Raw genomic sequence first — 19,362 nt, 5'->3', positions numbered from 1 at the left:
TGGCTTCGCTTCGTGAGCGACGTGGCCCCTGGGGCCGCGCCATGCCCACGAGTGTGACCCACCTCTAGAGGAGACGACGATGACCGCTGCCCTTTTCCCCACTGCGATGACGCCTCGCTTTGGTTCGAGCCTGATGGCGATGCTTGCCGCCGCCGTGCTGTTCCTGCTGCCCGGAATGGCGCACGCCGACGATGGACTCCGTTCCGTCACCCGGCTCCGCATCACCGTCGCCACGGGCGGAGACGACCTGCGCAATGCCAGCCACGCGGTGGCCGCGATCAAGTACGTGGGGCTGTCCGGCAACCAGCTCACGGCCAGCATCAACCTGAACAACGGCGCGCGCTGGCCTGACTGGACCTCGCACACCGTGACGATGGTGACGCCCACGGGCATGCTGCTCGCCAACCTCGTCGAGTTCAGCATCCAGTTCACCTCCGGCCAGCCGGACATCTTCGCCACGGGTGACAACTGGAACATGAACGCCATCACCGTGACGGCCGTCCTCGATGACGGGACGGAGGCCGTCATCATCCAGCAGGCCGACAATTACCTGCACCGCTTCTGGAGCGACCACGACACGCGTTGGGCCACCGCGCTCTAGCGCGACCCGGGCCAGGGCCATCCTGGCCGCGCGCGACGCCGGACCTCCCCAGGACTTTCGGGGGGGCCGGCGTTTTTCCGTCGTCGGGCCCTGGCGCGGCGTCCGCGTCGAGGTGCGGGGCCGCGTGCGGGTCGCTGGCCCGCGGTGACGTGTCTCGCATCAGGTAGAGAGGGTCCCTCCGGGGTGCATTGCCGCTCCGAGGCCTCGACGGCAGCTTGGCCGCTCTCATCAGCCGGCATCGGCTGCACGGCCCCATGCGGGCAGGAGCGTCACGCCATGTTTCAGGTCCTCGCAGGCATTCTGGCCGCGGCGGGTGTGGCCGGGTCGAACCCGGTCCCCGATGCCGCCCCGGACGCGTCCGCCGATGCCGAACTCGCCAGGGCTTGCACCACGTTGACGGCGCCGGGCGGCAGGAAGGCGAGCGTGTGCAAGACGTGGACGGCCACGGGCGGCGGCTACTACAAGGGCACGTGGTCCACCAGCAGCCACGGCAGTGGCGTCAAGCTCCAGTTCTACGCCGATGGGTGGGTCGTCAACGCCGCGTGGAATGGGAGCTACTCGGGCGTCGCGCGCTTCCATCTGCGGCTGTGCAACACCAGCTCCGGGCAGTGCTCGGCCTGGTTCTAGCCACGCCCCCTTCCTCATGAGCAGGCGGTCCGCTCTGGCCACCACGAGCACGTCTGGTCGCCAGCCATGGTGCCCAGGCCCTGTCTCTCCGCTCGCCCCTGCGAAGCCCCCGCGGCCGTTGTGAAGCGCCCTGTCCCTCCCCACCTGTACGCGAACCCAACGCACGGAGGTTGTCGCATGGCTCAGGTGGAATCCCAGAAGTTCCAGATGCAGCCGTTCCTCGTCGGCGCGAACAGTCAACTCACGGATGACATGCGCGCCTGCATCAGCAACTGCATGTCCTGCGCGGCCGTGTGCCTGCAGACGATGACGTACTGCCTCCAGAAGGGCGGGAAGATGGCCTCGGCGGACACCATCCGCCTGCTGGAGGACTGTGTGCAGATGTGCAAGACGAGCGCGGACTTCATGCTGCGTACCTCGCCGCTGCATCCGCAGACGTGCGCTGTCTGCGCGGAGGTCTGCGAGCGGTGTGCCGTCGCGTGCGAGCGCATGGCGGACGACGCGGTGATGAAGGCCTGCGCGGAGTCCTGTCGCCGCTGCGTCGAGTCCTGCCGACGCATGGCGAAGATGTCCTGACGTCGCGTGCATCACGGGCCGGCCGCGCCGCTGTCGGGGCGCCGGCCGGAGCCCGGAGCGGCGGGCTACGCGGAGGGCTCGCTCCAGTCCCAGGCGACGATGGCCCACTCGTCCGTCGCGTCGCGGTAGGTGTGTAGCGGCTTGAACCCCACGCGCTCGTGGGCGCGCAGGGAGCGGGTGTTCCGGGTCGCGACCTCCGTCACCAGCACGTCGAAGCGCTCGCGGTACAGCTCGCGATGCCCGGCATAGAGCTGGTCGAACAGCCCCACGCCCCGGTGGGCCTTGTCGATGCAGATCTGCCCCATGACATAGAAGCGCTGCTCACCCAGCGGACGGCCCTGGTAGTCCAGCGTGTCCAGCAGGTCGAACATGGGGACGAGCACGGGCATCAGCGAGCGGCACTCCCGGGGCATCGTCAGCGCGTAGGCCACGAGCTCTCCCGCGTGGCTCGCGATGACGCTGGGGGCCAGGGCGTGCATCCGCTCCAGGGCCGCCACGTCATGCTCCACGGTGACGAATCCCTGTGCGCGCATCTCGTCCGCGCTGATGGCTTTGGGCAGGTTCTTGCGCTGGAGGTCCAGGATTCGCGCGAGCTCCGAGGGGCTGCGCACCGGTGTCACGTCATAGGGGCTGGCCATGCGCCGGAGGATAATGGGGACCGGGTTCGCGTGTCTCGGCTTCGCTCGGAGCCTGGCGGGGGCCCGGCGCGCGATGGGTCGCCAGCCACTGTTCGACTTCCTTGACCTGCCGGGCTCGGGGCTTGGGGAAGCGGTGGTTGTATTCCTGCGTGGCGGTGGCGAGCTGGCGGGCCCGCTCCAGGCCGTTGGACGTGCTCATGAGCGCACGCGCGAGCGAGAACCGGGCATCCGCGAGGAAGTCGTCGTTCTTGGTCGACGTCTGTTTCTCGTAGACCGTCACCGACCGCTCGAGGAAGGGAATCGCTTTCTTCGGGGCTCCGAGCCCCTGGTAGTCATCGCCGATGCCGAGCAGGTCGAGCGCCACCATGGAGTGTTGGGGGCCCAGGCTCTTCTCGTTGATGAGCAAGGCGCGCTGGTGATGCTTCAAGGCCTCCTCGAAGTGCCCCAGGGAGGCCAGCGCGGTCCCGAGCCTCGACAGGGAGGAGGCGACCTCGGGATGCTCGGGGCCCATCACCTTCTCGCGGATGCGAATCGCCCGCTGATAGTGCTGGATGCTCTCCTCCGTGCGCCCCAGCTCCAGCAGGAAGCCGCCGATGTTGTGAAGCACGCTGGCGGCGGGCTCGCTCTCCTCGCCATAGGCGCCCTGGTGGATGGCCAGGGACTCCCTGGCGTATTTCAGCGCGCTCTCGGAGTCGCCGACCCGGATGCTGAACACGGAGAGGTTGCCCAGGACGGTCGCCAGATAGGGATGATTGGGGCCGTAGGTCTTCCGGTAGATGGCCTCCGCCTCGAGCAGGTAGCGCAGGCCCTCCGCGTGGCGATTGAACTCATGGAGTGCGTGGCTCATCGTGAGCAGCGCCGTCCCGAGCTCGGGTTCGTTCGCGGTGTAGACCTTCCGGGCGAGCTCCACCGCCTTCTCGCTCGCGGCCAGCGCCTCCGCGGGGCGGCCTCGGGTGCGGTGCAGGCTGGCGAGGTTGCGGAAGTACATCGCCTCGATGCGTGCGTCTTCGCCCAGCCGCTTGAGGGCGGCTTCCGCATGGGCCGGGGCCACGCCATCGGGGTCCACTTCGGGCCCCACCAGACTGATGAGCCGGATCATCCCCGCCCAGGACTCGGCGGCCTGGCGGTCGTGGCGGCTCGCGGTGGCGACCTGGATGGCGTGGTGCAGGGTCTTGATGGCGTCGCGGTAGGCGAGGTTCTTTCCCTGGGATTCGGCGACGAGGTCCAGGACCTCGGCCTCCAGGGGCCCGTAGCCAATCTCGTGCGCCTCGCGTGCCACCTCGGTCGCGAGCGCGAGGGCAGGGGCCAACTGGCCCGCGGTGAGCTTCGCGCGGACCTGCGCGCGCTGAGCGCGCACGGCCTCCATGTGTTTCTGGCTCGACTCGTCGGTGGGCGGAGGCTCCGGTGCGGCGAGCGCGGAGAGGTTCGCGCAGACCGAGAGGTTCTCCAGGCCGTGCGCCATGCGCGGCGAGTTCTGGATGACCTGCGTGTCCGCGGTCGCGAGCGTGTCCACCACGGCGCCCAGGTCCTTGAGTCGCTGGTCCAGGCAGATGACGCGCCGTTCGAGCAGGCGTTCGGTCTGCTGGCCCTTCACGCGCGTGGCGACGCAGGCCTCGTGACTCGCCGCCACCCAGTTGCGCGCGAAGCCGTCCAGGGTGCGCTCCACCTCGCTCCAGGCTCCGGCGGCGTAGGGGAGGGGGCTGCTCTTGAAGACGGTCTGGACGGTGGCCTTGCGGGAGGCGTCCCAGATGCCGATGAGGGACTGCTCGCTGCCCGCGCAGGGGTCTCCGGAGGTGGAGCGGTGAAGGGCCGCGCCACCGGCGAGGAGCAACAAACCCGCGCTCGCGGCGAGCACCGCGCGCCGCCATTTTTCTCCCGGGGCATGGCCGAGCCTGCGCAGCAGCGCCTCCATGGAGTCGTGGCGCGCGTCGGGTGATGCGGAGAGTCCCTGGAGAATCACCTGATGCACCCATGCGGGAACATCCGAGCCCTGCGGCGGGCGCGGCCCTGGCTCGGGAAGGGGGGCCTCCGGCGTGGCGTTCACCACCGCGGCGGGCCTGGCGAAAGGCCGCTTGCCGTAGAGCGCTTCATGGAGCGCGACGCAGAAGCTGTACTGGTCGCTGCGCGCATCGGAGGGCTCGCCGCGCTTCTGCTCGGGAGCCATGTACGCGGGAGTTCCCAGCACCATGTCCGAGCGGGTGTGCCACTCGGAGCGCAGGGGAACGGGAGACGAGGAGCCCGGAGGCGTGGGCGTGTCGTCGATGCCCTCGACGATGCGCGCCAGTCCGAAGTCGGTGATGCGCACGCGGCCGTCCTTGCCGACGAGCGCGTTGTCTGGCTTGAAGTCGCGGTGGACCAGTCCCTGGGCATGCGCGGCGGCGAGACCGCGTCCCGCCTGGATGAAGAGGCTCAGTGTCTCGCGCCAGTCGTTGCGTCCCTTGCGAGCGCGGATGTGCGAGCGCAGGGTGGTGCCGTCCACCAGCTCCATGGCGAGGAAGACGTGCTCCCCGAAGCGGCCCACGTCGTGGATGGTGATGACGTTGGGGTGGATGACGCGCGCGGTGGCCTGGGCCTCGCGCAGCAGTCGGGCCTGCGCGCGCTCCAGGTGGGCGGGGGTCGTCGAGTCGATGCGAATCAGCTTGAGCGCGACGCGACGGTCCAGCTCCGGGTCATATGCGGCGTGGACGACGCCCATGCCGCCCGCTCCGATGCGCTCGAGCACGACGTAGCGGCCCAGCAGCGCGCCGCGCTCGAGCCAGGAGAGCGGGGGGACCGACGAGGAAGGGGACGGAGTGGACGAGCCTGCTTCCCCGTCCTCCGTGCGGGCCGCCTCCCCTACGAGTGCTCGACAGGAGGCGCAGGAATCAAGATGCTGCTCCACCTGGTGCGCGGCTTCTGCGTCCAGTTCACCCTGTGCGAAGGCGAAGAGTCGTCGCGTCTCGAGGCATTCCATGACGCGAGGACGATAACCGACGTGGGCGGTCATGACGATGAATGGCACCGACCATGAAGTAGACGTGTCTTTCGCGCGAGCCTGCGCTCGCGGTGATGCGCAGGCCCTTGCGGAGTTCGAGGCCCGCTACGTCCCGCAGCTCCGAAAAGCGTTGCTGCACCGAGGAATGGAAGTCTCGGTGGTGGACGAGGCGCTCCAGGTGCTGCGCGTGAAGCTTTTTCTTCCCAGCGGTGATCGCGCTCCGCGAATCGCGGATTACGAGGGAGAGGGCACCCTCTTGGCGTGGCTCCGTGTCGCGGCGCTGCGCACCGCGCTCAACCTGATGCGGGAGCGGAGGATTTCGTTCGATCTGGACGACTCCAAGCTCGCGGAAACGAGCGTGCCGGAGGTGGACGCGGACCGGCGGTTCATCCAGGAGCACTATCGCGAGGACTTCGCGGCGGCGTTCCAGGAGGCGCTCAAGGCGCTGGAGCCGCGCTCACGGACGCTCCTGCGCCTGCATCTGGTGGAGGGGTTGGGGACGGCGCAGATTGCCCGCGCGTATCAGGTGGACCGGTCCACGGTGAAGCGGTGGCTGGCGCAGTCGCGGGAGCGGCTGCGTGATGATGTGCGCCAGCGCCTCGCGGCCCGACTGGGCGAGGACACCCAGGGGCTCAGCAGCCTGCTTCGCGTGCTCCAGAGCCAATTGGACCTGAGCATCCGCAGCGTCATGCGAGACGCGACGCCCACCTGAATCCCTTCAGGGGACTCGCGGGCGAAAGCGCTGGGAAACCAGGGGGTTGTGGCGCGGGTGGAGATTCTCTCGCGAGAAATGCGCCACCTGTTCGCGGGCCGTGTCTTCCAGGAGATGCACCCCGGAGCGTGCCTTGCTTCCTCACACCCCACGCGGTGCGGGTCCGGGGCGGGATGACCGTTGCGGTTGGGATTCGACGGGAGCGTGGAGCCGACCCGCGGGGGGCGGCTCCACGCTCCATGTTCGAACGCGGCGGACGGTTCGTCAGGGCGCGGGAGTCGCGCCGAGTGCCCGGCGAATCGCCCGCGTGACGGGAAACTCGTCACCGTCGTTGCTTTCGAGCGTCCTGGGCCCCGAGGGGAACAGCGGAGGCTGGGCCATGAAGCGTGGCCGGGCACCCCGGTGGGGCTGCGCCGCGTGCACGATGAAGGGGTGGCACAGGTAGACGGTTCCCGCGTCACCGGTGGCCCGTGCTTCAGGACAGTGGGTGGTGGTGTCGAGCCTGCTCGCGATCTCCATGAAGCTCAGTCCCGCGGCGCCTTCCGGGGCGAGGAGTCTCGCGATGTCCCGGTGGGAGCCGACGCGGATGCGCGTGGGGGCGTCGTGCTCTCCGACGTCGGAGAACAGGAACAGCATCAGCAGCGCGCGCCCCTGGGAGGCGACATTGGCGCGCCACTCAAAGAAGGAGCCCGTTCCGCCATCTGGAGGCGGGAAGCTGGTGTCGACGTGCCAACCGTCGTCGCCGGGATTCTCGGCGCTGGGGAAGCGGATGGGAAAGCTGCCCAGGCTCATCCGGGGAGCCCATCTCCCGGGACCGACGAGCTGGTCGTACGCGGCCCTCAAGCGAGGAGTGTTGGCTGCTTGTCGGAAGGGCTCCTGGATGTATTCACCGAGCCGGATGACGGGACGTGTCCAGGTGGATGGGTCCTCCGGGGAGCAGCCCGTATCGCGCCAGAGGATGTCGCGCGCGGCGTCCGCGACCTGTCTGGGAAATGCGTCATCGAGCCGGACGAAGCCTTCCTCGATGAACTGTTGGACCTGGGCATCGCTTAGAACAGACAGGGGGGCAGGGTGGGGAGGGGTCATGGGAATCGTCCTCGGCTCAATGCCTATCGATGGATGAAGGCCAGACCGCCCAGGGTGAGCGGTCCTACGTGGAGGGCGCCACGGCCGGCGACACCTGCTCGCGAGGCGGAAAGATGGCCTGTGCGGCACCGGAGACCAGCGGCGACACGTCCTGCTGGAGCCGCTTCAGCCGGCCCAGGCGCTCCGGCGTCCATCCACGCCCCGGCGCCGAGTCGCGCACCAGGCACCACACCGCCACGCGCCGTGCCTCCGCGCTCCCGCTCATGGTGAGTCGGGCCTCCACGGCTTCCAGGTCGCCCACGGGCAACGTGTTCACCGCGGCACGGCACGCCTCCAGCGCATCCGCATGCAGATGGCCCGCCTCGCCCATGTGGACCAGTCGCTCCGCCAGCTCCCGAGGCGCCTGCGCCGCCGTGGCGCACCGCACACGCAGCGGCGCCAGGCGGCTGTCCTGGGAGAGAACCTGCTCGGCCGCACGCGCCGCCAGCACGTAGCTGGCGCGGGACTTCACGTCGAGGCGCAGGAGCTGTTCCAGCGCCACGGTCAACGCGCGCCGGTCCGGGGCCACTGCTTCCAACATGCCCTCCAATCGCTCCAGGTCATGCTCATTGGAGCGATGGAGTACGGCCCGCATGGCCGCGCCCCCCTCGTCATCGTAGGGCGACGCCAGCCGAGCCCCACAGGCGGAGAGGAAGGTCCGCTCGACATCCTTCACGCCGAGCCACGCCGCGCGCTGGAGCAGTTCAATGCGCGCCTCCGGCTCGGGCCGCGCCAGCACCCGTCCGAGCAGCGCGGACAGCTTGCGGTCAGAGTCCTCGGTGAGCCGGTCCGCGGGAACGTCGCCCAGGCGCGCGGCCATGACCCAGTCGGCGTCCTCCACCGCACGGGCGAAGACAGTCCAGGTGGGCTCGCGCTCCAGGTGGTCCCAGAGCGCGCGCAGCATGGCGATGCGCACATCCCGATGCAGGCGCATTCCATCCAACTCCAGGAGTCGCTCGTAGGCGGCGTCCGTGCGCAGCTCCCCCAGCAGGCGCACCACCTCCTTGGCGACGGTGACCTTGGTGAGCGGGACGCTGGCCAACAGCGACAGCACACGCCCAGGCGGCATGCCGTTGAAAGCACGTCGCAGTCCGTAGATGGCGACGCGCGCGCGGGCATCCTCCAGGCAGCGCAGCAGCGTCGGCACCCCCTGGCCCTGGTCGCACCGCGACAGGACCTGGATGGCCTTGTCGCGCACCGCGAGCCGCGCGTCATCCACCAGCGCGCACAGCCCCTCCATCGGCGCCCAATCCACCGCCGCGAGCGTCGCGACGCCCCAGAGCAACGTCGGCGTGTCGCGCTCCAGGTCCTCGACCAGCCGCCCCACCGCGTTCGAGTACAGGGCGCTCTGCTCCGACGTCCACCGATGGAAGCCGTTGGCGTTGAACGCCAGCAGCCAGCCGGTCTTCGCCGTCGCGAAGCGGCCCGTGATGACGGGCGCGCTCAGGTAGGGCGTCAGCAGCTCCTGCCTGCGGCGGTGCAGGTACGTGTGAACGACGGGGAAGCAGATGACGCTGGCATCAGACCGCAGCAACCGAGGCAGCAACCCGTCAAAGGCCATCCACGCCCTGGAGCGGAGCACCGTCAAGGCGGAGTGAGCCTCCTTCCCCATGTGGAGCGCCACACGCTCCAGTGCGGAGACGAGCTCGGAGTGCAGCGGCCGTGCCTCCTCCTCCGAGTGGGCCAGCGCGATGATTTCGGAGAACCAACCCCGGTCGTGGAAGCGCCGGACCACGGCGCCCACGGTGGACTCGAAGCCCGCCCGGTCGTACTTGGACTGCCACTGGGCCAGCCCCAGCGCGAGCAAGGACCAGGGCGTCTCGTCGCGAATGGATGCGGCGAGCTCGGGCAGGCCCGGCACCAGGCTCACACGCTCGCCCAGGCTGTTCACCAGCGCCAGCATCGGCCCCCCACGCTCGCGCTGAGCCCATCCCCGGGCGATGCCCAGGAGGTGGGGCGAGGCGGTGCGGACCTCGTCATCCGTGAGGAACTCGCCCAGGCGCGTGTTGAAGAGCTGGCCGCGCTCCTTGAGCAGGGTGGCCAACCACGTCGCGCCCCAAGCGGGAGCCCGGGCGAAGGTGCGCAGCAGCAGCGTCTCGGCGAGCACCGCGGTCCGATGGGACAGGTCCGCCGCATCCAGCGCGTCGCGCAGAATCCGGCCCACGGCCTCGGTGTGCTCCGCGCGCCACACACGGCGGGGCCACAGCACGAGCGCACCCAGCATCGCCATGCGCACGGGGTCCTGCTCGTTCTTGCGTGCCAGGACCAGGGGTAGGGCGCGGTCCACCAGGGCCGGCTCGTCGGCGCGCAACCCGGGGATGGCCAGCAGCGAAGCCAGCGCCTCGCCGCGGATGTTGCCCTCCGGGTGGCCCAGATGGGACTTGAGGAGCGCTTCTGCCTCGTCCCACGAGAGCAGTCGCGCGTACTCCATGCGCGGCAGGGGGCGGGTGCCCAGGGCGACGACCTCGTGGAGGTGTCGGCGCGCCTCGCGCTCACGCAAATCGTTGGGCAGCGCGGTCAGCGTGGCGGGAGGGATGATGCCCTCCGGATTCCTCGCGGCCACGCTCCAGCGCGCGTGGACGCGGTCTCGCTCGTGGGTGTCGGGGATGGAGCGGAGCAACTGCGCGCCCCAGTCCGGAGCCACATCCACGGCCGCGCACCACGCCTCGACCACGGCGCGACGGGCGGACTCAGAGAGCCGGGGCAGCAGGGTCCTGGCGTCCCCCAGCGTGATGGGCGCGCGGCGAACGAGCCACACGAGCGCGTCCTCGCTCAATCGCGGCGCGGCGCGGGCGAACTGCTTCTCGAAGACAGGGGCGTGCTCATGCCGCTGGAGCAGCGCCACGGCGGCCTCGGGCCGATGAAGCACCAGGCAATGCCAGTCATAGGTGTCGGGGTGGATGTGGCGGGAGAGCAGCAGCTCGAACACTTCCAGGGCCGCGTCGGGAGCCTGATCGGCGATGCGAGGCAGGTACGCCCGGAGGTACATCCTCGTCACGGGGTCGGGCTCGCCCGTCACCGCCTTCAGTCGCGCGGAGAGCACCTCCGCGAGGATGCCGGGGGCGTCGTGCGCCAACCGGTTCCAGAAGCGCATGCTGGGGCGCGTGAGTGCTCGGGGGAGGTGGCGGCGGATTCCCTCCGGGGTGGCCCAGGGGACGGCGTCAGCGAAGTCAGGCACGTCCGCACAGGAGGCCAGCCCGTCGAGATACGCATCGATGACGCCCCTCCGCTCGGTCCGCACGAGCCCTCGGAGGAGTCCATCCTGCCGGCGAACGACGCGCGCCATCTTCAGCGCCTCCAGCGCCTGCGTGTCGTCACAGGCCAGGGGCACCAGATGGTAGGCCAGGGAACGGACGCGAGCGGACACGTCGGTGGTGGCGGAGAGCACCTGCCGCCCATCGCGCCAGCTGTACTGGGCGAACAGCGCGAGCTGCCGGTCGTGGGCATCGCCCTGGGACAAGTGCCCAAGGACCTCGCGGACCTCGGAGTTCGTCGGCGCGAGGCGGCCCAACTCGACCATCCTGGTGACGCGAGCATCGTGGTGGGTCGCGGACAACTCGGCGCGCAGCTCGGTGAGGCGAGTCTCGTGCATGGACGCGGGAGACTGGCCGACGTTCCCGGGCCTGACAACCCCTCCCGGGGGAGTGGAATGAGCGACGGCCTCTGTCCGCGCATCTTGGCTGCCCAGGACGCGGAGGCAGGACTCGGAGTGGAGCCGCTGGGCCGAAGCAGGCCCTGGGCTGACGTGCATCCGTGAATCCACTTGTATGAGAATCGTGCAGCGCGCTGCACGCCTTCTCGGGAATGCACAGGCGGCGACGACCAGGATTTGCCAGGGCTCCGTATCTCTCTCGGCTACCTCAGTCGATGTCCCTTCCAGGAGAGAGAAGCATGTTTGGAGCCGTGCGAATTTCCAAGCTCGTGACAGCCCTTGCATCCACCATCGTCGCACTGGTCTCGGTCCCGGCTTTCGCCGGGCCTGTATGGTTCGACACGACGGCCGCGATGCGGAGCGCGGCAGGCTTTCCCATCACGAACCGCAACGACGTGGGCTGGGCCTACGCGAACCGGAGCGCGGAGGCGGTGTGTGCCTATTATGGTTACGCGCGAGGGATGTACACCGGCGACCAGGACGGTGAGTTGATGGGCATCCATTGTTTCACCTCGGACATGGTGACCTGGCAGGATATCCCTGGCGGCGATGCGCGGGCGTGGGCCCTGTGGCAGGGCAGCTCCATCTCGCTTGATTCGCAGGCGGCCTACAACGCGGGCGCCATCGCGGATAACGAGTGTGGCTCCTTCTACAACACGGGGTTCTTCACGGGCTTCGCGGACACGTCGGCGGATCTCTTCGGACTGGTCTGCGTCCCGAGCACCCACGTCGCGGTTCGCGGGGTCGACACCAATGACTCTCGCTTCCCGTTCCTCAGTGGCATGAACCCGCCGTTTGCTTCGTGGTGGCACCTGCGCGGGTCCATCAACCGGGTCTGCCAGTACTTCGGTTACACCACGGGCACGATGGACAGCTACGCCAACACCGGTGTCCCGTTCGTGCTGAACCTCGGCCTCAAGTGCATCTACTGAGCTGGGAACACGTCCTCGCCATTCGCATCGCGGACGGTGGTTGAAGTGGAGAGGGGGGCCCTCGGCGTGAGCAGGGGCCTCCTCTCCACGAAGAACACGCCCAGGCACGGGGCGGCGGACCTCCTGCCCGGGCGCGGTGATGCGGTCTTCATGATTCAGGTTGTCTTTACTTCAGACAGGACCCGAGGTTGGTGGAGATGCTCCAAGAGGTCGTCTCGCCAAACTGGGCGAAGTAGCCGCAGTTGCAGCGAGCCCTCCCCACGGGGATCGTGTAGAGGATGTTGGAATAGTAGAAGGTCTCCCAGTTTCCAAAGCAGTAGTCCGGGGACGGCTCACCCGGGCCTGGCCCGCCTGCGTCGGGTCCTCCGGCATCCGGCATGTCCCTGTGCTCGACGCCCAGGTCTGAGTCTCTCTCCTCATCGAGAACCAGCGCTCGCTCGCTGTCGCCGAGGAGAGTCTCCTCGTGCTCGAACGAGAGTTCGTCAGGGGCGCAGCCCGTCAGCATGAGGATGGCCACCCCCAGTGCACCGCAAAGACTCCGTTCTGCTCGCATGTATTCCTCCCGGGTTGAGAGGGAGCGTGCCGGAGTCAGATGAGGCGAGGCAATCCCAGATATGTGGGGTGATTCGTCGCGATGCTGTCACGGCCCGACGCGCCGGGGGGCGCGATGTTCACGCCCCCGGAGCCCTGCCTCAGAGCTGGTTGATCATGATGAGGTTTCCGCAGGTGTCGTCGAAGATGGCCCCCATGACAGGCCCCATCTGCGTGGGCTTCTGCCGGAACTCCACGCCAAGTGCGCTCAGCCGCTCATAGTCCTTCTGGATGTCCGAGGACATGAGCGCCGTGGCGGGAATGCCATCCGCGAAGAGGGCCTTCTGGTACGTCGTCGCCGCAGGATGCCCATTGGGCTCCAGGACGAGCTGGGTGCCGTTGGGGTCCTCGGCGGAGACCACGGTGATCCACCGCGCGCCTCCCGCGGGAACGTTCACCTTCTCCACGAAGCCCATCTTCTCCGTGTAGAACTTGAGCGCCTTTTCCTGGTCATCGACGAACAGACTGCAGAAGGGGATTCGCATCGTTCCCTCGGGAGGTGATGGAGTCGCCACGGGGCATCCGGACGACGTTCAACCACTTTGTTGAGCATAGCGGCGACGAAGTGACAGTCAACCACCTGGTTGTGAGTATGCGGGACGCGCTTCACTCAGTCGCCCGTCTCCTTCGCGCGAGCGCGGACCTCGGAGGCGAACAGCTCGGCGGCGGGAGCACGGGGCGCGCCCTTGCGCCAGAGGAGGGCGGCCAGCTCGGAGCGTGGCGCGGGCGCCAGCCGCTTCACCACCAGTCGTTCCACGTCCGCGAGCCGGGGCTCGGGCAGCACCGTGACGGCCAGCCCCGCGCGGACGATGGCCAGCACCGTGGCGACCGCGTTCGATTCGAGCGCGATGCGCGGGGACAGGCGCAGCGTGGCGAAGTACGCATCCACGCGGGAGCGCACGCGCAGCCCCGGAGAGAGCAGGGCGAAGGGCTCGCTCGCGAGCTGCCGGGCCCCGACCGACTCCGCTGACGCGAGCACATGCCCGCGCGCCACGACGAGCGCGAGCCGGCTGTCGAACACGGCCTCCGTGTCCAGGTCCGGCGAGCGCGCCGGCGCATAGCCCAACCCCACGTCCAGCTTTCCATCCGCCAGTCGTCGCTCCAGCCGCCGCACCACCGCCTCCTCCGCGCTCAACACCAGCCCTGGATGGCGGCGCAACACGGCGGCGAGCGCGGGCACGACGAGGCCGCGCATGCTGGGCGGATAGCCCACGCGCAGCGAGCCTGTCGCCAGGCCCCGCAGCGCGCCCACCGCCATCCGACCCGCGTCCACGTCCTCCAGTGCCCGCGAGGCGTAGGTGCGAAACAGCTCCCCCGCCTGCGTCAGCCGCACCCCGGTCCTGGCCCGCTCGAAGAGGGGTGTACCGAGCTCCTCCTCGAGCTGGCGGATCTGCTGGGACAGCGTGGGCTGGGAGACGTGGACCCGCCGCGCGGCCCGGCCGAAGTGCAGCGTGTCGGCGACGGCGGTGAAGTAGCGCAGGTGCCTGAGCTCCATGGCGCCATCATAGATGGTGCCTATCGACTCCATGCGAACAAACGAATGTACGAATCGAGCCCGGACCGTAGAACCTCCCTTGTCACGGAAGGAAGGACTGCGATGAAGGCCTCGGACCTGTTCGTCAAAGCACTCGAAGCGGAGGGCGTGCGCTGCGTCTTCGGACTCCCTGGAGAGGAGAACCTGGACCTGCTGGAGTCGATGCGTGCCTCCGGCCTGCGGCTGGTCGTCACCCGGCATGAGCAGGCGGCCGGCTTCATGGCGGCGACCTGGGGGCGGCTGACGGGGCGCGCGGGTGTGTGCCTGGCGACGCTGGGGCCGGGCGCCACCAACCTCGTCACGCCCGCCGCGTACGCGCAGCTCGGCGCCATGCCCATGGTGATGCTCACCGGGCAGAAGCCCATCAAGGCGAGCAAGCAGGGCCACTTCCAGATTGTCGATGTGGTGGGGATGATGCGCCCGCTCACCAAGCAGACGCGCACGCTCGTCTCCGCGGAGCACATCCCGTCGGCGGTGCGCGAGGCCTTCCGACGCGCGGAAGAGGAGCGGCCCGGCGCGACGCACCTGGAGTTGCCCGAGGACGTGGCGCGTGACTCCACCGAGGCCGCGCTCCTGGCCCCCAGTGCCTGGAAGCGGCCCGTGGCGGATGAAGGCTCCATCGCGCAGGCCGTGGAGACCATCGCCTCCGCGAAGCGGCCCCTGCTGATGATTGGCGCGGGCGCCAACCGGAAGCTCACGTCGGAGATGCTCCGCGTCCTCGTGGACCGGGTGGGCATTCCCTTCTCCAGCACGCAGATGGGCAAGGGTGTCGTCGATGAGTCCCACCCGCTGTGGATGGGCACCGCCGCGCTGTCCGACGGCGACTTCGTCCACCGCGCCATCGAAGCCTCCGACTGCATCATCAACGTGGGCCACGACGTCATCGAGAAGCCGCCCTTCGTCATGCGCGACAGCCGCCGCGCCGTGGTCCACCTCAACTTCTCCTCGGCGGAGGTGGACCCCGTCTATTTCCCGAAGCTGGAGGTGACGGGCGACATCGCCAACGCCGTGTGGCGCATCGCGGAGGGATTGGGCTCGCGCACGAACTGGGACTTCACGCCGTTCGAGAAGGCTCGGGCGGGATTGGAGGCGCAGCTCGCGAAAGGCTTCGCGGATGACCGCTTCCCAATCTACCCCGCGCGACTGGTGGCGGAGGTGCGCCGCGCGCTGCCGGACGACGGAATCGTCTGCCTGGACAACGGCATGTACAAGCTGTGGTTCGCCCGCTACTACCGCACGCGGCGGCCCAACACGCTGCTGCTCGACAACGCGCTGGCGACGATGGGCGCGGGGCTCCCGTCGGCGATCGCCGCCAGGATGGTGCACCCCCGCCGCAAGGTGGTCGCGGTCTGCGGAGACGGTGGGTTCATGATGAACTCGCAGGAACTGGAGACGGCGGTGCGCCTGGGCCTGGACCTGGTGGTCATCGTCGTACGCGACGATGGCTACGGAATGATTCGCTGGAAGCAGGGGGAGATGGGCCTGCCGGACTTCGGCATGGCCCTGGGCAACCCCGACTTCGTCCGCTACGCGGAGGCCTACGGTGCCAGGGGTCACCGGCCCACGAGCGCGTCGGAGTTCGGCGCCACGCTGGCGCGCAGCCTCGATGCGGGCGGCGTCCACGTCATCGACCTGCCCATCGACTACTCGGACAACACCCGCGCGCTCGGCGTCGGGGACAAGGAACTCGAGGTGCTCCATGCTGGCTGAACGCTACCCGTACTATCTGGCCAATCGTCCTCGCCAGCCCAACTCGGACCTGCCCGTCGTCGACAAGTACTCCGGAGAGGTGGTGACGCGAGTCGCGCTCGCGGACGCCGCCGCCGTGGAAGAGGCCATCGCCTCCGCGGTGCGCGCCGCCGAGCCCATGCGCAAGCTGCCGGCCCACGCGCGCCAGTCCGTCCTGGAACACTGCGTGCGCCGCTTCCAGGAGCGCGCGGAGGAGCTGGCCCAGGTGCTCTGCATCGAGGCGGGTAAGCCCCTGCGCGACGCACGCGGTGAAGTCACGCGCCTCATCGAGACCTTCAAGGCCGCCGCCGAGGAGGCCGTGCGGGGTGGGGGCGAAGTGATGGACCTGGAGGTGTCGCCGCGAGCGGAGGGCTACCGAGGCTTCACCCGTCGCGTGCCGGTGGGCCCCGTGTCGCTCATCACCCCCTTCAACTTCCCGCTCAACCTCGTCGCCCACAAGGTCGCCCCCGCCATCGCCGCGGGCTGCCCCTTCATCCTCAAGCCGTCGGACCGCACACCCGTGAGCGCGATGCTGCTCGCGGAGGTGCTCGCGGAGACGGCCCTGCCCGAAGGCGCCTTCTCCGTCATCACCCCCTCGCTCGCGGACATCGGTCCGCTCATCGAGGACGAGCGACTCAAGCTGCTGTCGTTCACCGGCTCGGAGAAGGTGGGCTGGGACCTCAAGGCCCGCGCCGGACGCAAGAAGGTGGTGCTGGAGCTGGGTGGCAACGCGGCCTGCGTGGTGGACCGCGAGCCCGGCGCCTCGCTGGACGTCATCGCGGACCGGGTGGCGCACGGCGCCTTCTTCCAGTCGGGGCAGAGCTGCATCTCCGTGCAACGCGTGCTCGTGCATGCCTCGCACTACGAGGCGCTCAAGGAGCGACTCGTCACCCGGGCTCAGGCCTTGCTCGCGGGCAACCCCCGGGACGAGGCGACGACGCTCGGCCCCATGATTGATGAGCCCGCGGCGCGGCGACTCGAAGGCTGGATTCAGAGCGCGGTCGCGAAAGGCGCTCGCGTGCTGACGGGCGGTGGTCGCAAGGGCGCGCTCTTGGAGGCCACCGTGGTGGAGGGCGTGCCCGCGGACGAGCCGCTCTGCGCGGAGGAGGCCTTCGGTCCGGTGGTGCTGCTCCAGTCCTTCACGTCCTTCACCGAGGCCCTGCGCACGGTGAACGAGGGCCGCTACGGCTTGCAGGCCGGCCTCTTCACCAATGACCTGTCGCGCGCGATGCGGGCGTGGGACGAGCTGGAGGTCGGCGGAGTCGTGGTGGGTGACGTGCCGAGCTTCCGCGTCGACACCATGCCCTATGGCGGCGTGAAGGGCTCGGGGCTGGGACGGGAGGGCGTGAAGTACGCCATCGAGGACATGACCGAGCCGAGGCTGCTCGTGCTGCGCCAGCGGGCGTCGAGCGACGACTGAGCTTCAAGAAGCAACGACGGTTCGACAGCCGGTGGCATCCCCTGTACGTCGAGGGCCTTTCCTGGAAGGCCCTCCATGCTCAAGTCGATGCTCACCCTGTTGGTCCTCGCGCTGTCGTCTCCCTCGGTCGCCGCGTCTCCGAGCGCGGATGAGAAGGCCGTGCTCGACGGGCTCCACGCCGCGTGCGAGGCCTTCCAGAAGGGCGACGTCGCCTTCCTGGAGGGCTTTCTCGCCGGCGGCTTCACCCAGATGGACTCGGCGGGAAACGTGACGGACCGCGCGGCCACCCTGGCCGAGGTCCGCGCGAAGGAGCCTCGCTACGAGGTCTTCCGCAACCACGACATGAAGGTCCGCCTCTACGGCGACACGGCGGTGGTGATTGGCATCACCTCCGTGAAGGGCGTCTCCGGTGGCTCGCCCTTCGACGTGGACTTCCGCTTCACCGACACGCTCATCAAGCGCGACGGGCGCTGGCGGATTGCCGCGAGCCACATCTCGCGACTCCCCAAGGCCGCGCCTCCCGCGACGACTGGCAAGAAGTAGCCCGCCAGCCGTCACGCGGGGCCGTGCTCAGCGGATGACGGTGTAGCCGGCGTGGGCGTGGTCGCTGACGCCCTCCGTCTTCACCTGGGCGCTGGTGTCGGTGTCCAGCCCGCCCGATACCCAGACCTGGTCGAAGTTGTCGCCGTTGGCCTTCTTGCCGCCCACCACGCGGCGCAGGCCCGCGCCCTCCAGCGCGTCGCCCACGTTCTTCGTGGAGTCGTTGAAGTCGCCCATCACCACCAGCTCGCGCGCCGGAGTGCCCTTCGCCTCCGCCCGGGCGATGTCGGCCAGGTACGCGAGCTGTTTCGCGCGCAGCCCGCTGGACTCGCTGCCCGCCGCGAGGTGCACGTTGATGATGCTCTTCTCCCGACCGTCCGGCCCCACCACGCGCGTCACCAGCGCGGTGCGCGGCTCGGAGGGGCTGTTCTTGCGCAGCGCCTCGTTGCGCTGACCCAGCTCGTTGCGTTCCGCGTCGGTGACCTTGCCGTCGCCCAGCGCCGCGAGCTGCTCCGGCGAGGACACCGTGGGGCCGCCCGACTCGGCGGCGGGCAGGGTGATGGTGTACGCGTCGACGACCTTGTCCGGCGCGCCCACGTACACCGCGTTGCCGTACGTCGCGTCCGCGCCGCTGTCGCCCTTGATGTTCCGGTCATCACCGGAGAAGGACTCGCCCGTCACCAGCGTGCCCTCGGGCGTCTGGTAGAGCGTGGTGCCGTCGTTGCCCTTGCGGATGGCCGTCGCCGGCGCGTCCTCGCCGATGGGCACCGTGGGCACCGTGCCGGACTTGAAGGCCTCGAACGCCGGGTTGAGGTGGGTGACGACACTCAGCGCGGTGTTGGCGTTGCCGCTGCGGTCGACGTTGATGTCCACCTCCTGGAAGCCCGCGATGTTCGCGCCCGTCTCGCGAATGAGCCGGGCCTGGTCCTCGCGGTTGTCCTCCGTGCGGTACTTGGAGCCCGCGCCGTTGGCCAGGTTCAGCGTCAGCACGCCAGAGCCGTTGCCCACGTCCGGCAGCTCGTTCGCCTTCACCGGCTTCGAGTACCCCTCCGGCGGCGCGGGGTTCAGCTCCGGCCGGGTGGGACTGGGGCCCGGCGAAGGCGACAGCGTGAAGGAGTCCTTCGGCGTCTCCGCGGCGCTTCCATTCTTCGCCCGGGCCTCGTTGCCGACAGGGGCGGCGGCCGGCTGCTGAAGGACGTTCCGGGCCCAGCGACCCGCCACATTCCAGATGCTCATCGTCGACTCCTCGCGTTCCATGAGGGAGCGCACGGCCAGGCGCCGCGCGCCCCGAGGGCTCTCTGCACGAACCCCGAGTGTCGCTCAGCCCCGCCATCCCAGGAAAGCACGCCGGGTCGTTTGGACCCCGGGAGTCGCTGTCCCCGAGCTGACGCCTCGTGGGCCGCAGGGCGTCCGGGCTCGGAGAAGTTCATGGACGCGGCCCACTCATACCGCTAGTAGGTTTGACCTCAAACATTCACCCGAGGGTGGAGGCACCCGCCAGGGCACACCGTCCGGTGCGCGCTGGCTCGCACGCGTCCCGCCACGAGAGGCCCGAGACATGGTTCGTACAAGCTCCCTGCAGTCGCTGCTGTTTGCCCTGCCCACCGAGGCCTCCGGTGTGGAAGGGGCCGCGCCGCCCTTGCCCGTGCCGGTGCCGGAGGGCTCCTGGGGTGGACTGGAGCTGTGGCAGTGGGCGGGGCCTGTCTCTTATA

Annotated in this window: 16 protein-coding genes; 8 read left to right on the top strand and 8 right to left on the bottom strand. The window is 69.3% G+C overall.

All coding sequences use genetic code 11. The annotated features are described in order from the left end of the window. Positions 1 to 79 precede the first annotated feature (79 nt). The 3 genes from HR086_RS05590 to HR086_RS05580 all read left to right on the top strand — a co-directional run bounded on the left by HR086_RS05590 (position 80) and on the right by HR086_RS05580 (position 1,804). Positions 80 to 601 (top strand): hypothetical protein, encoded by a 522-nt coding sequence (locus HR086_RS05590; protein ID WP_174455091.1) that lies wholly within the window; start codon positions 80 to 82, stop codon positions 599 to 601. 276 nt (positions 602 to 877) lie between these two features. Next, positions 878 to 1,228: a hypothetical protein gene (locus tag HR086_RS05585; RefSeq protein WP_174455092.1), complete on the top strand. Its 351-nt coding sequence runs from the start codon at positions 878 to 880 to the stop codon at positions 1,226 to 1,228. Positions 1,229 to 1,405: 177 nt separating this feature from the next. Further along, positions 1,406 to 1,804 carry a four-helix bundle copper-binding protein gene (locus HR086_RS05580; RefSeq protein WP_217440161.1) on the top strand — a complete coding sequence of 133 codons (399 nt, stop codon included), beginning with the start codon at positions 1,406 to 1,408 and terminating at the stop codon, positions 1,802 to 1,804. A 65-nt stretch (positions 1,805 to 1,869) separates the two neighbouring features. On the opposite strand, the gene HR086_RS05575 is transcribed toward HR086_RS05580, so the two are convergent. Both HR086_RS05575 and HR086_RS05570 read right to left on the bottom strand, forming a co-directional pair. Next, positions 1,870 to 2,442, bottom strand: coding sequence for a GNAT family N-acetyltransferase (locus HR086_RS05575; protein ID WP_174462264.1), 573 nt, complete (start codon positions 2,440 to 2,442; stop codon positions 1,870 to 1,872). After that, a complete protein-coding gene (locus HR086_RS05570) occupies positions 2,426 to 5,395 on the bottom strand; it encodes a tetratricopeptide repeat protein (RefSeq protein WP_174462265.1) in 2,970 nt (989 codons plus the stop codon). The genes HR086_RS05575 and HR086_RS05570 overlap by 17 nt, the downstream gene beginning before the upstream one ends. A 31-nt stretch (positions 5,396 to 5,426) precedes the next feature. On the opposite strand from HR086_RS05570, the gene HR086_RS05565 reads away from it, so the two are divergent. Further along, on the top strand, positions 5,427 to 6,128 hold the full coding sequence (locus HR086_RS05565; RefSeq protein WP_174455095.1) for a sigma-70 family RNA polymerase sigma factor: 702 nt from the start codon (positions 5,427 to 5,429) through the stop codon (positions 6,126 to 6,128). A gap of 264 nt (positions 6,129 to 6,392) precedes the next feature. Here the strand turns inward: HR086_RS05565 and HR086_RS05560 are convergent, their stop codons facing one another. Both HR086_RS05560 and HR086_RS05555 read right to left on the bottom strand, forming a co-directional pair. After that, entirely contained in the window at positions 6,393 to 7,214 is an 822-nt protein-coding gene (locus HR086_RS05560; protein ID WP_174455096.1) for a phytanoyl-CoA dioxygenase family protein, read from the bottom strand. A gap of 64 nt (positions 7,215 to 7,278) precedes the next feature. Next, positions 7,279 to 10,845, bottom strand: a complete 3,567-nt coding sequence (locus tag HR086_RS05555; protein ID WP_254626197.1) for a hypothetical protein — start codon at positions 10,843 to 10,845, stop codon at positions 7,279 to 7,281. 413 nt (positions 10,846 to 11,258) lie between these two features. Here HR086_RS05555 and HR086_RS05550 point away from each other — a divergent pair, with 413 nt between their 5' ends. Beyond that, a complete protein-coding gene (locus HR086_RS05550; protein WP_174462269.1) occupies positions 11,259 to 11,837 on the top strand; it encodes a hypothetical protein in 579 nt (192 codons plus the stop codon). A 166-nt stretch (positions 11,838 to 12,003) separates the two neighbouring features. Here HR086_RS05550 and HR086_RS05545 read toward each other — a convergent pair whose 3' ends face one another. The 3 genes from HR086_RS05545 to HR086_RS05535 all read right to left on the bottom strand — a co-directional run bounded on the left by HR086_RS05545 (position 12,004) and on the right by HR086_RS05535 (position 13,923). Continuing rightward, entirely contained in the window at positions 12,004 to 12,390 is a 387-nt protein-coding gene (locus HR086_RS05545) for a hypothetical protein (protein ID WP_174462270.1), read from the bottom strand. A 139-nt stretch (positions 12,391 to 12,529) separates the two neighbouring features. After that, on the bottom strand, positions 12,530 to 12,913 hold the full coding sequence (locus HR086_RS05540) for a VOC family protein (RefSeq protein ID WP_174455099.1): 384 nt from the start codon (positions 12,911 to 12,913) through the stop codon (positions 12,530 to 12,532). A gap of 125 nt (positions 12,914 to 13,038) precedes the next feature. Continuing rightward, positions 13,039 to 13,923, bottom strand: coding sequence for a LysR substrate-binding domain-containing protein (locus HR086_RS05535; RefSeq protein WP_174455100.1), 885 nt, complete (start codon positions 13,921 to 13,923; stop codon positions 13,039 to 13,041). A 102-nt stretch (positions 13,924 to 14,025) separates the two neighbouring features. Between HR086_RS05535 and HR086_RS05530 the strand changes: the two genes are divergently transcribed. The 3 genes from HR086_RS05530 (at position 14,026) to HR086_RS05520 (ending at position 17,653) form a co-directional block, all read left to right on the top strand. Next, the gene (locus tag HR086_RS05530; RefSeq protein ID WP_174455101.1) at positions 14,026 to 15,672 is read left to right on the top strand and encodes an acetolactate synthase large subunit; all 1,647 of its coding nucleotides are present in this window, start codon (positions 14,026 to 14,028) and stop codon (positions 15,670 to 15,672) included. Beyond that, on the top strand, positions 15,662 to 17,110 hold the full coding sequence (locus HR086_RS05525) for an aldehyde dehydrogenase family protein (protein ID WP_174465063.1): 1,449 nt from the start codon (positions 15,662 to 15,664) through the stop codon (positions 17,108 to 17,110). The genes HR086_RS05530 and HR086_RS05525 overlap by 11 nt, the downstream gene beginning before the upstream one ends. A 75-nt stretch (positions 17,111 to 17,185) precedes the next feature. After that, positions 17,186 to 17,653 carry a nuclear transport factor 2 family protein gene (locus HR086_RS05520; RefSeq protein WP_174465062.1) on the top strand — a complete coding sequence of 156 codons (468 nt, stop codon included), beginning with the start codon at positions 17,186 to 17,188 and terminating at the stop codon, positions 17,651 to 17,653. A gap of 27 nt (positions 17,654 to 17,680) precedes the next feature. Here the strand turns inward: HR086_RS05520 and HR086_RS05515 are convergent, their stop codons facing one another. Beyond that, positions 17,681 to 18,886: an endonuclease/exonuclease/phosphatase family protein gene (locus HR086_RS05515; protein ID WP_174465061.1), complete on the bottom strand. Its 1,206-nt coding sequence runs from the start codon at positions 18,884 to 18,886 to the stop codon at positions 17,681 to 17,683. Positions 18,887 to 19,362 lie beyond the last annotated feature (476 nt).

It is taken from the genome of Myxococcus sp. CA039A (assembly GCF_013336645.1).
GTDB classification, from domain to species: domain Bacteria; phylum Myxococcota; class Myxococcia; order Myxococcales; family Myxococcaceae; genus Myxococcus; species Myxococcus llanfairpwllgwyngyllgogerychwyrndrobwllllantysiliogogogochensis.
This window is presented reverse-complemented; position numbering and strand designations above follow the sequence as displayed.

What these genes read in the sequence shown, in the direction of transcription:
- HR086_RS05590 (WP_174455091.1), top strand. Translation starts at nt 80, where the DNA reads ATGACCGCTGCCCTTTTCCCCACTGCGATGACGCCTCGCTTTGGTTCG.
- HR086_RS05585 (WP_174455092.1), top strand. Translation starts at nt 878, where the DNA reads ATGTTTCAGGTCCTCGCAGGCATTCTGGCCGCGGCGGGTGTGGCCGGG.
- HR086_RS05580 (WP_217440161.1), top strand. Translation starts at nt 1,406, where the DNA reads ATGGCTCAGGTGGAATCCCAGAAGTTCCAGATGCAGCCGTTCCTCGTC.
- HR086_RS05575 (WP_174462264.1), bottom strand. Translation starts at nt 2,442, where the DNA reads ATGGCCAGCCCCTATGACGTGACACCGGTGCGCAGCCCCTCGGAGCTC.
- HR086_RS05570 (WP_174462265.1), bottom strand. Translation starts at nt 5,395, where the DNA reads ATGGAATGCCTCGAGACGCGACGACTCTTCGCCTTCGCACAGGGTGAA.
- HR086_RS05565 (WP_174455095.1), top strand. Translation starts at nt 5,427, where the DNA reads ATGACGATGAATGGCACCGACCATGAAGTAGACGTGTCTTTCGCGCGA.
- HR086_RS05560 (WP_174455096.1), bottom strand. Translation starts at nt 7,214, where the DNA reads ATGACCCCTCCCCACCCTGCCCCCCTGTCTGTTCTAAGCGATGCCCAG.
- HR086_RS05555 (WP_254626197.1), bottom strand. Translation starts at nt 10,845, where the DNA reads ATGCACGAGACTCGCCTCACCGAGCTGCGCGCCGAGTTGTCCGCGACC.
- HR086_RS05550 (WP_174462269.1), top strand. Translation starts at nt 11,259, where the DNA reads ATGCGGAGCGCGGCAGGCTTTCCCATCACGAACCGCAACGACGTGGGC.
- HR086_RS05545 (WP_174462270.1), bottom strand. Translation starts at nt 12,390, where the DNA reads ATGCGAGCAGAACGGAGTCTTTGCGGTGCACTGGGGGTGGCCATCCTC.
- HR086_RS05540 (WP_174455099.1), bottom strand. Translation starts at nt 12,913, where the DNA reads ATGCGAATCCCCTTCTGCAGTCTGTTCGTCGATGACCAGGAAAAGGCG.
- HR086_RS05535 (WP_174455100.1), bottom strand. Translation starts at nt 13,923, where the DNA reads ATGGAGCTCAGGCACCTGCGCTACTTCACCGCCGTCGCCGACACGCTG.
- HR086_RS05530 (WP_174455101.1), top strand. Translation starts at nt 14,026, where the DNA reads ATGAAGGCCTCGGACCTGTTCGTCAAAGCACTCGAAGCGGAGGGCGTG.
- HR086_RS05525 (WP_174465063.1), top strand. Translation starts at nt 15,662, where the DNA reads ATGCTGGCTGAACGCTACCCGTACTATCTGGCCAATCGTCCTCGCCAG.
- HR086_RS05520 (WP_174465062.1), top strand. Translation starts at nt 17,186, where the DNA reads ATGCTCAAGTCGATGCTCACCCTGTTGGTCCTCGCGCTGTCGTCTCCC.
- HR086_RS05515 (WP_174465061.1), bottom strand. Translation starts at nt 18,886, where the DNA reads ATGAGCATCTGGAATGTGGCGGGTCGCTGGGCCCGGAACGTCCTTCAG.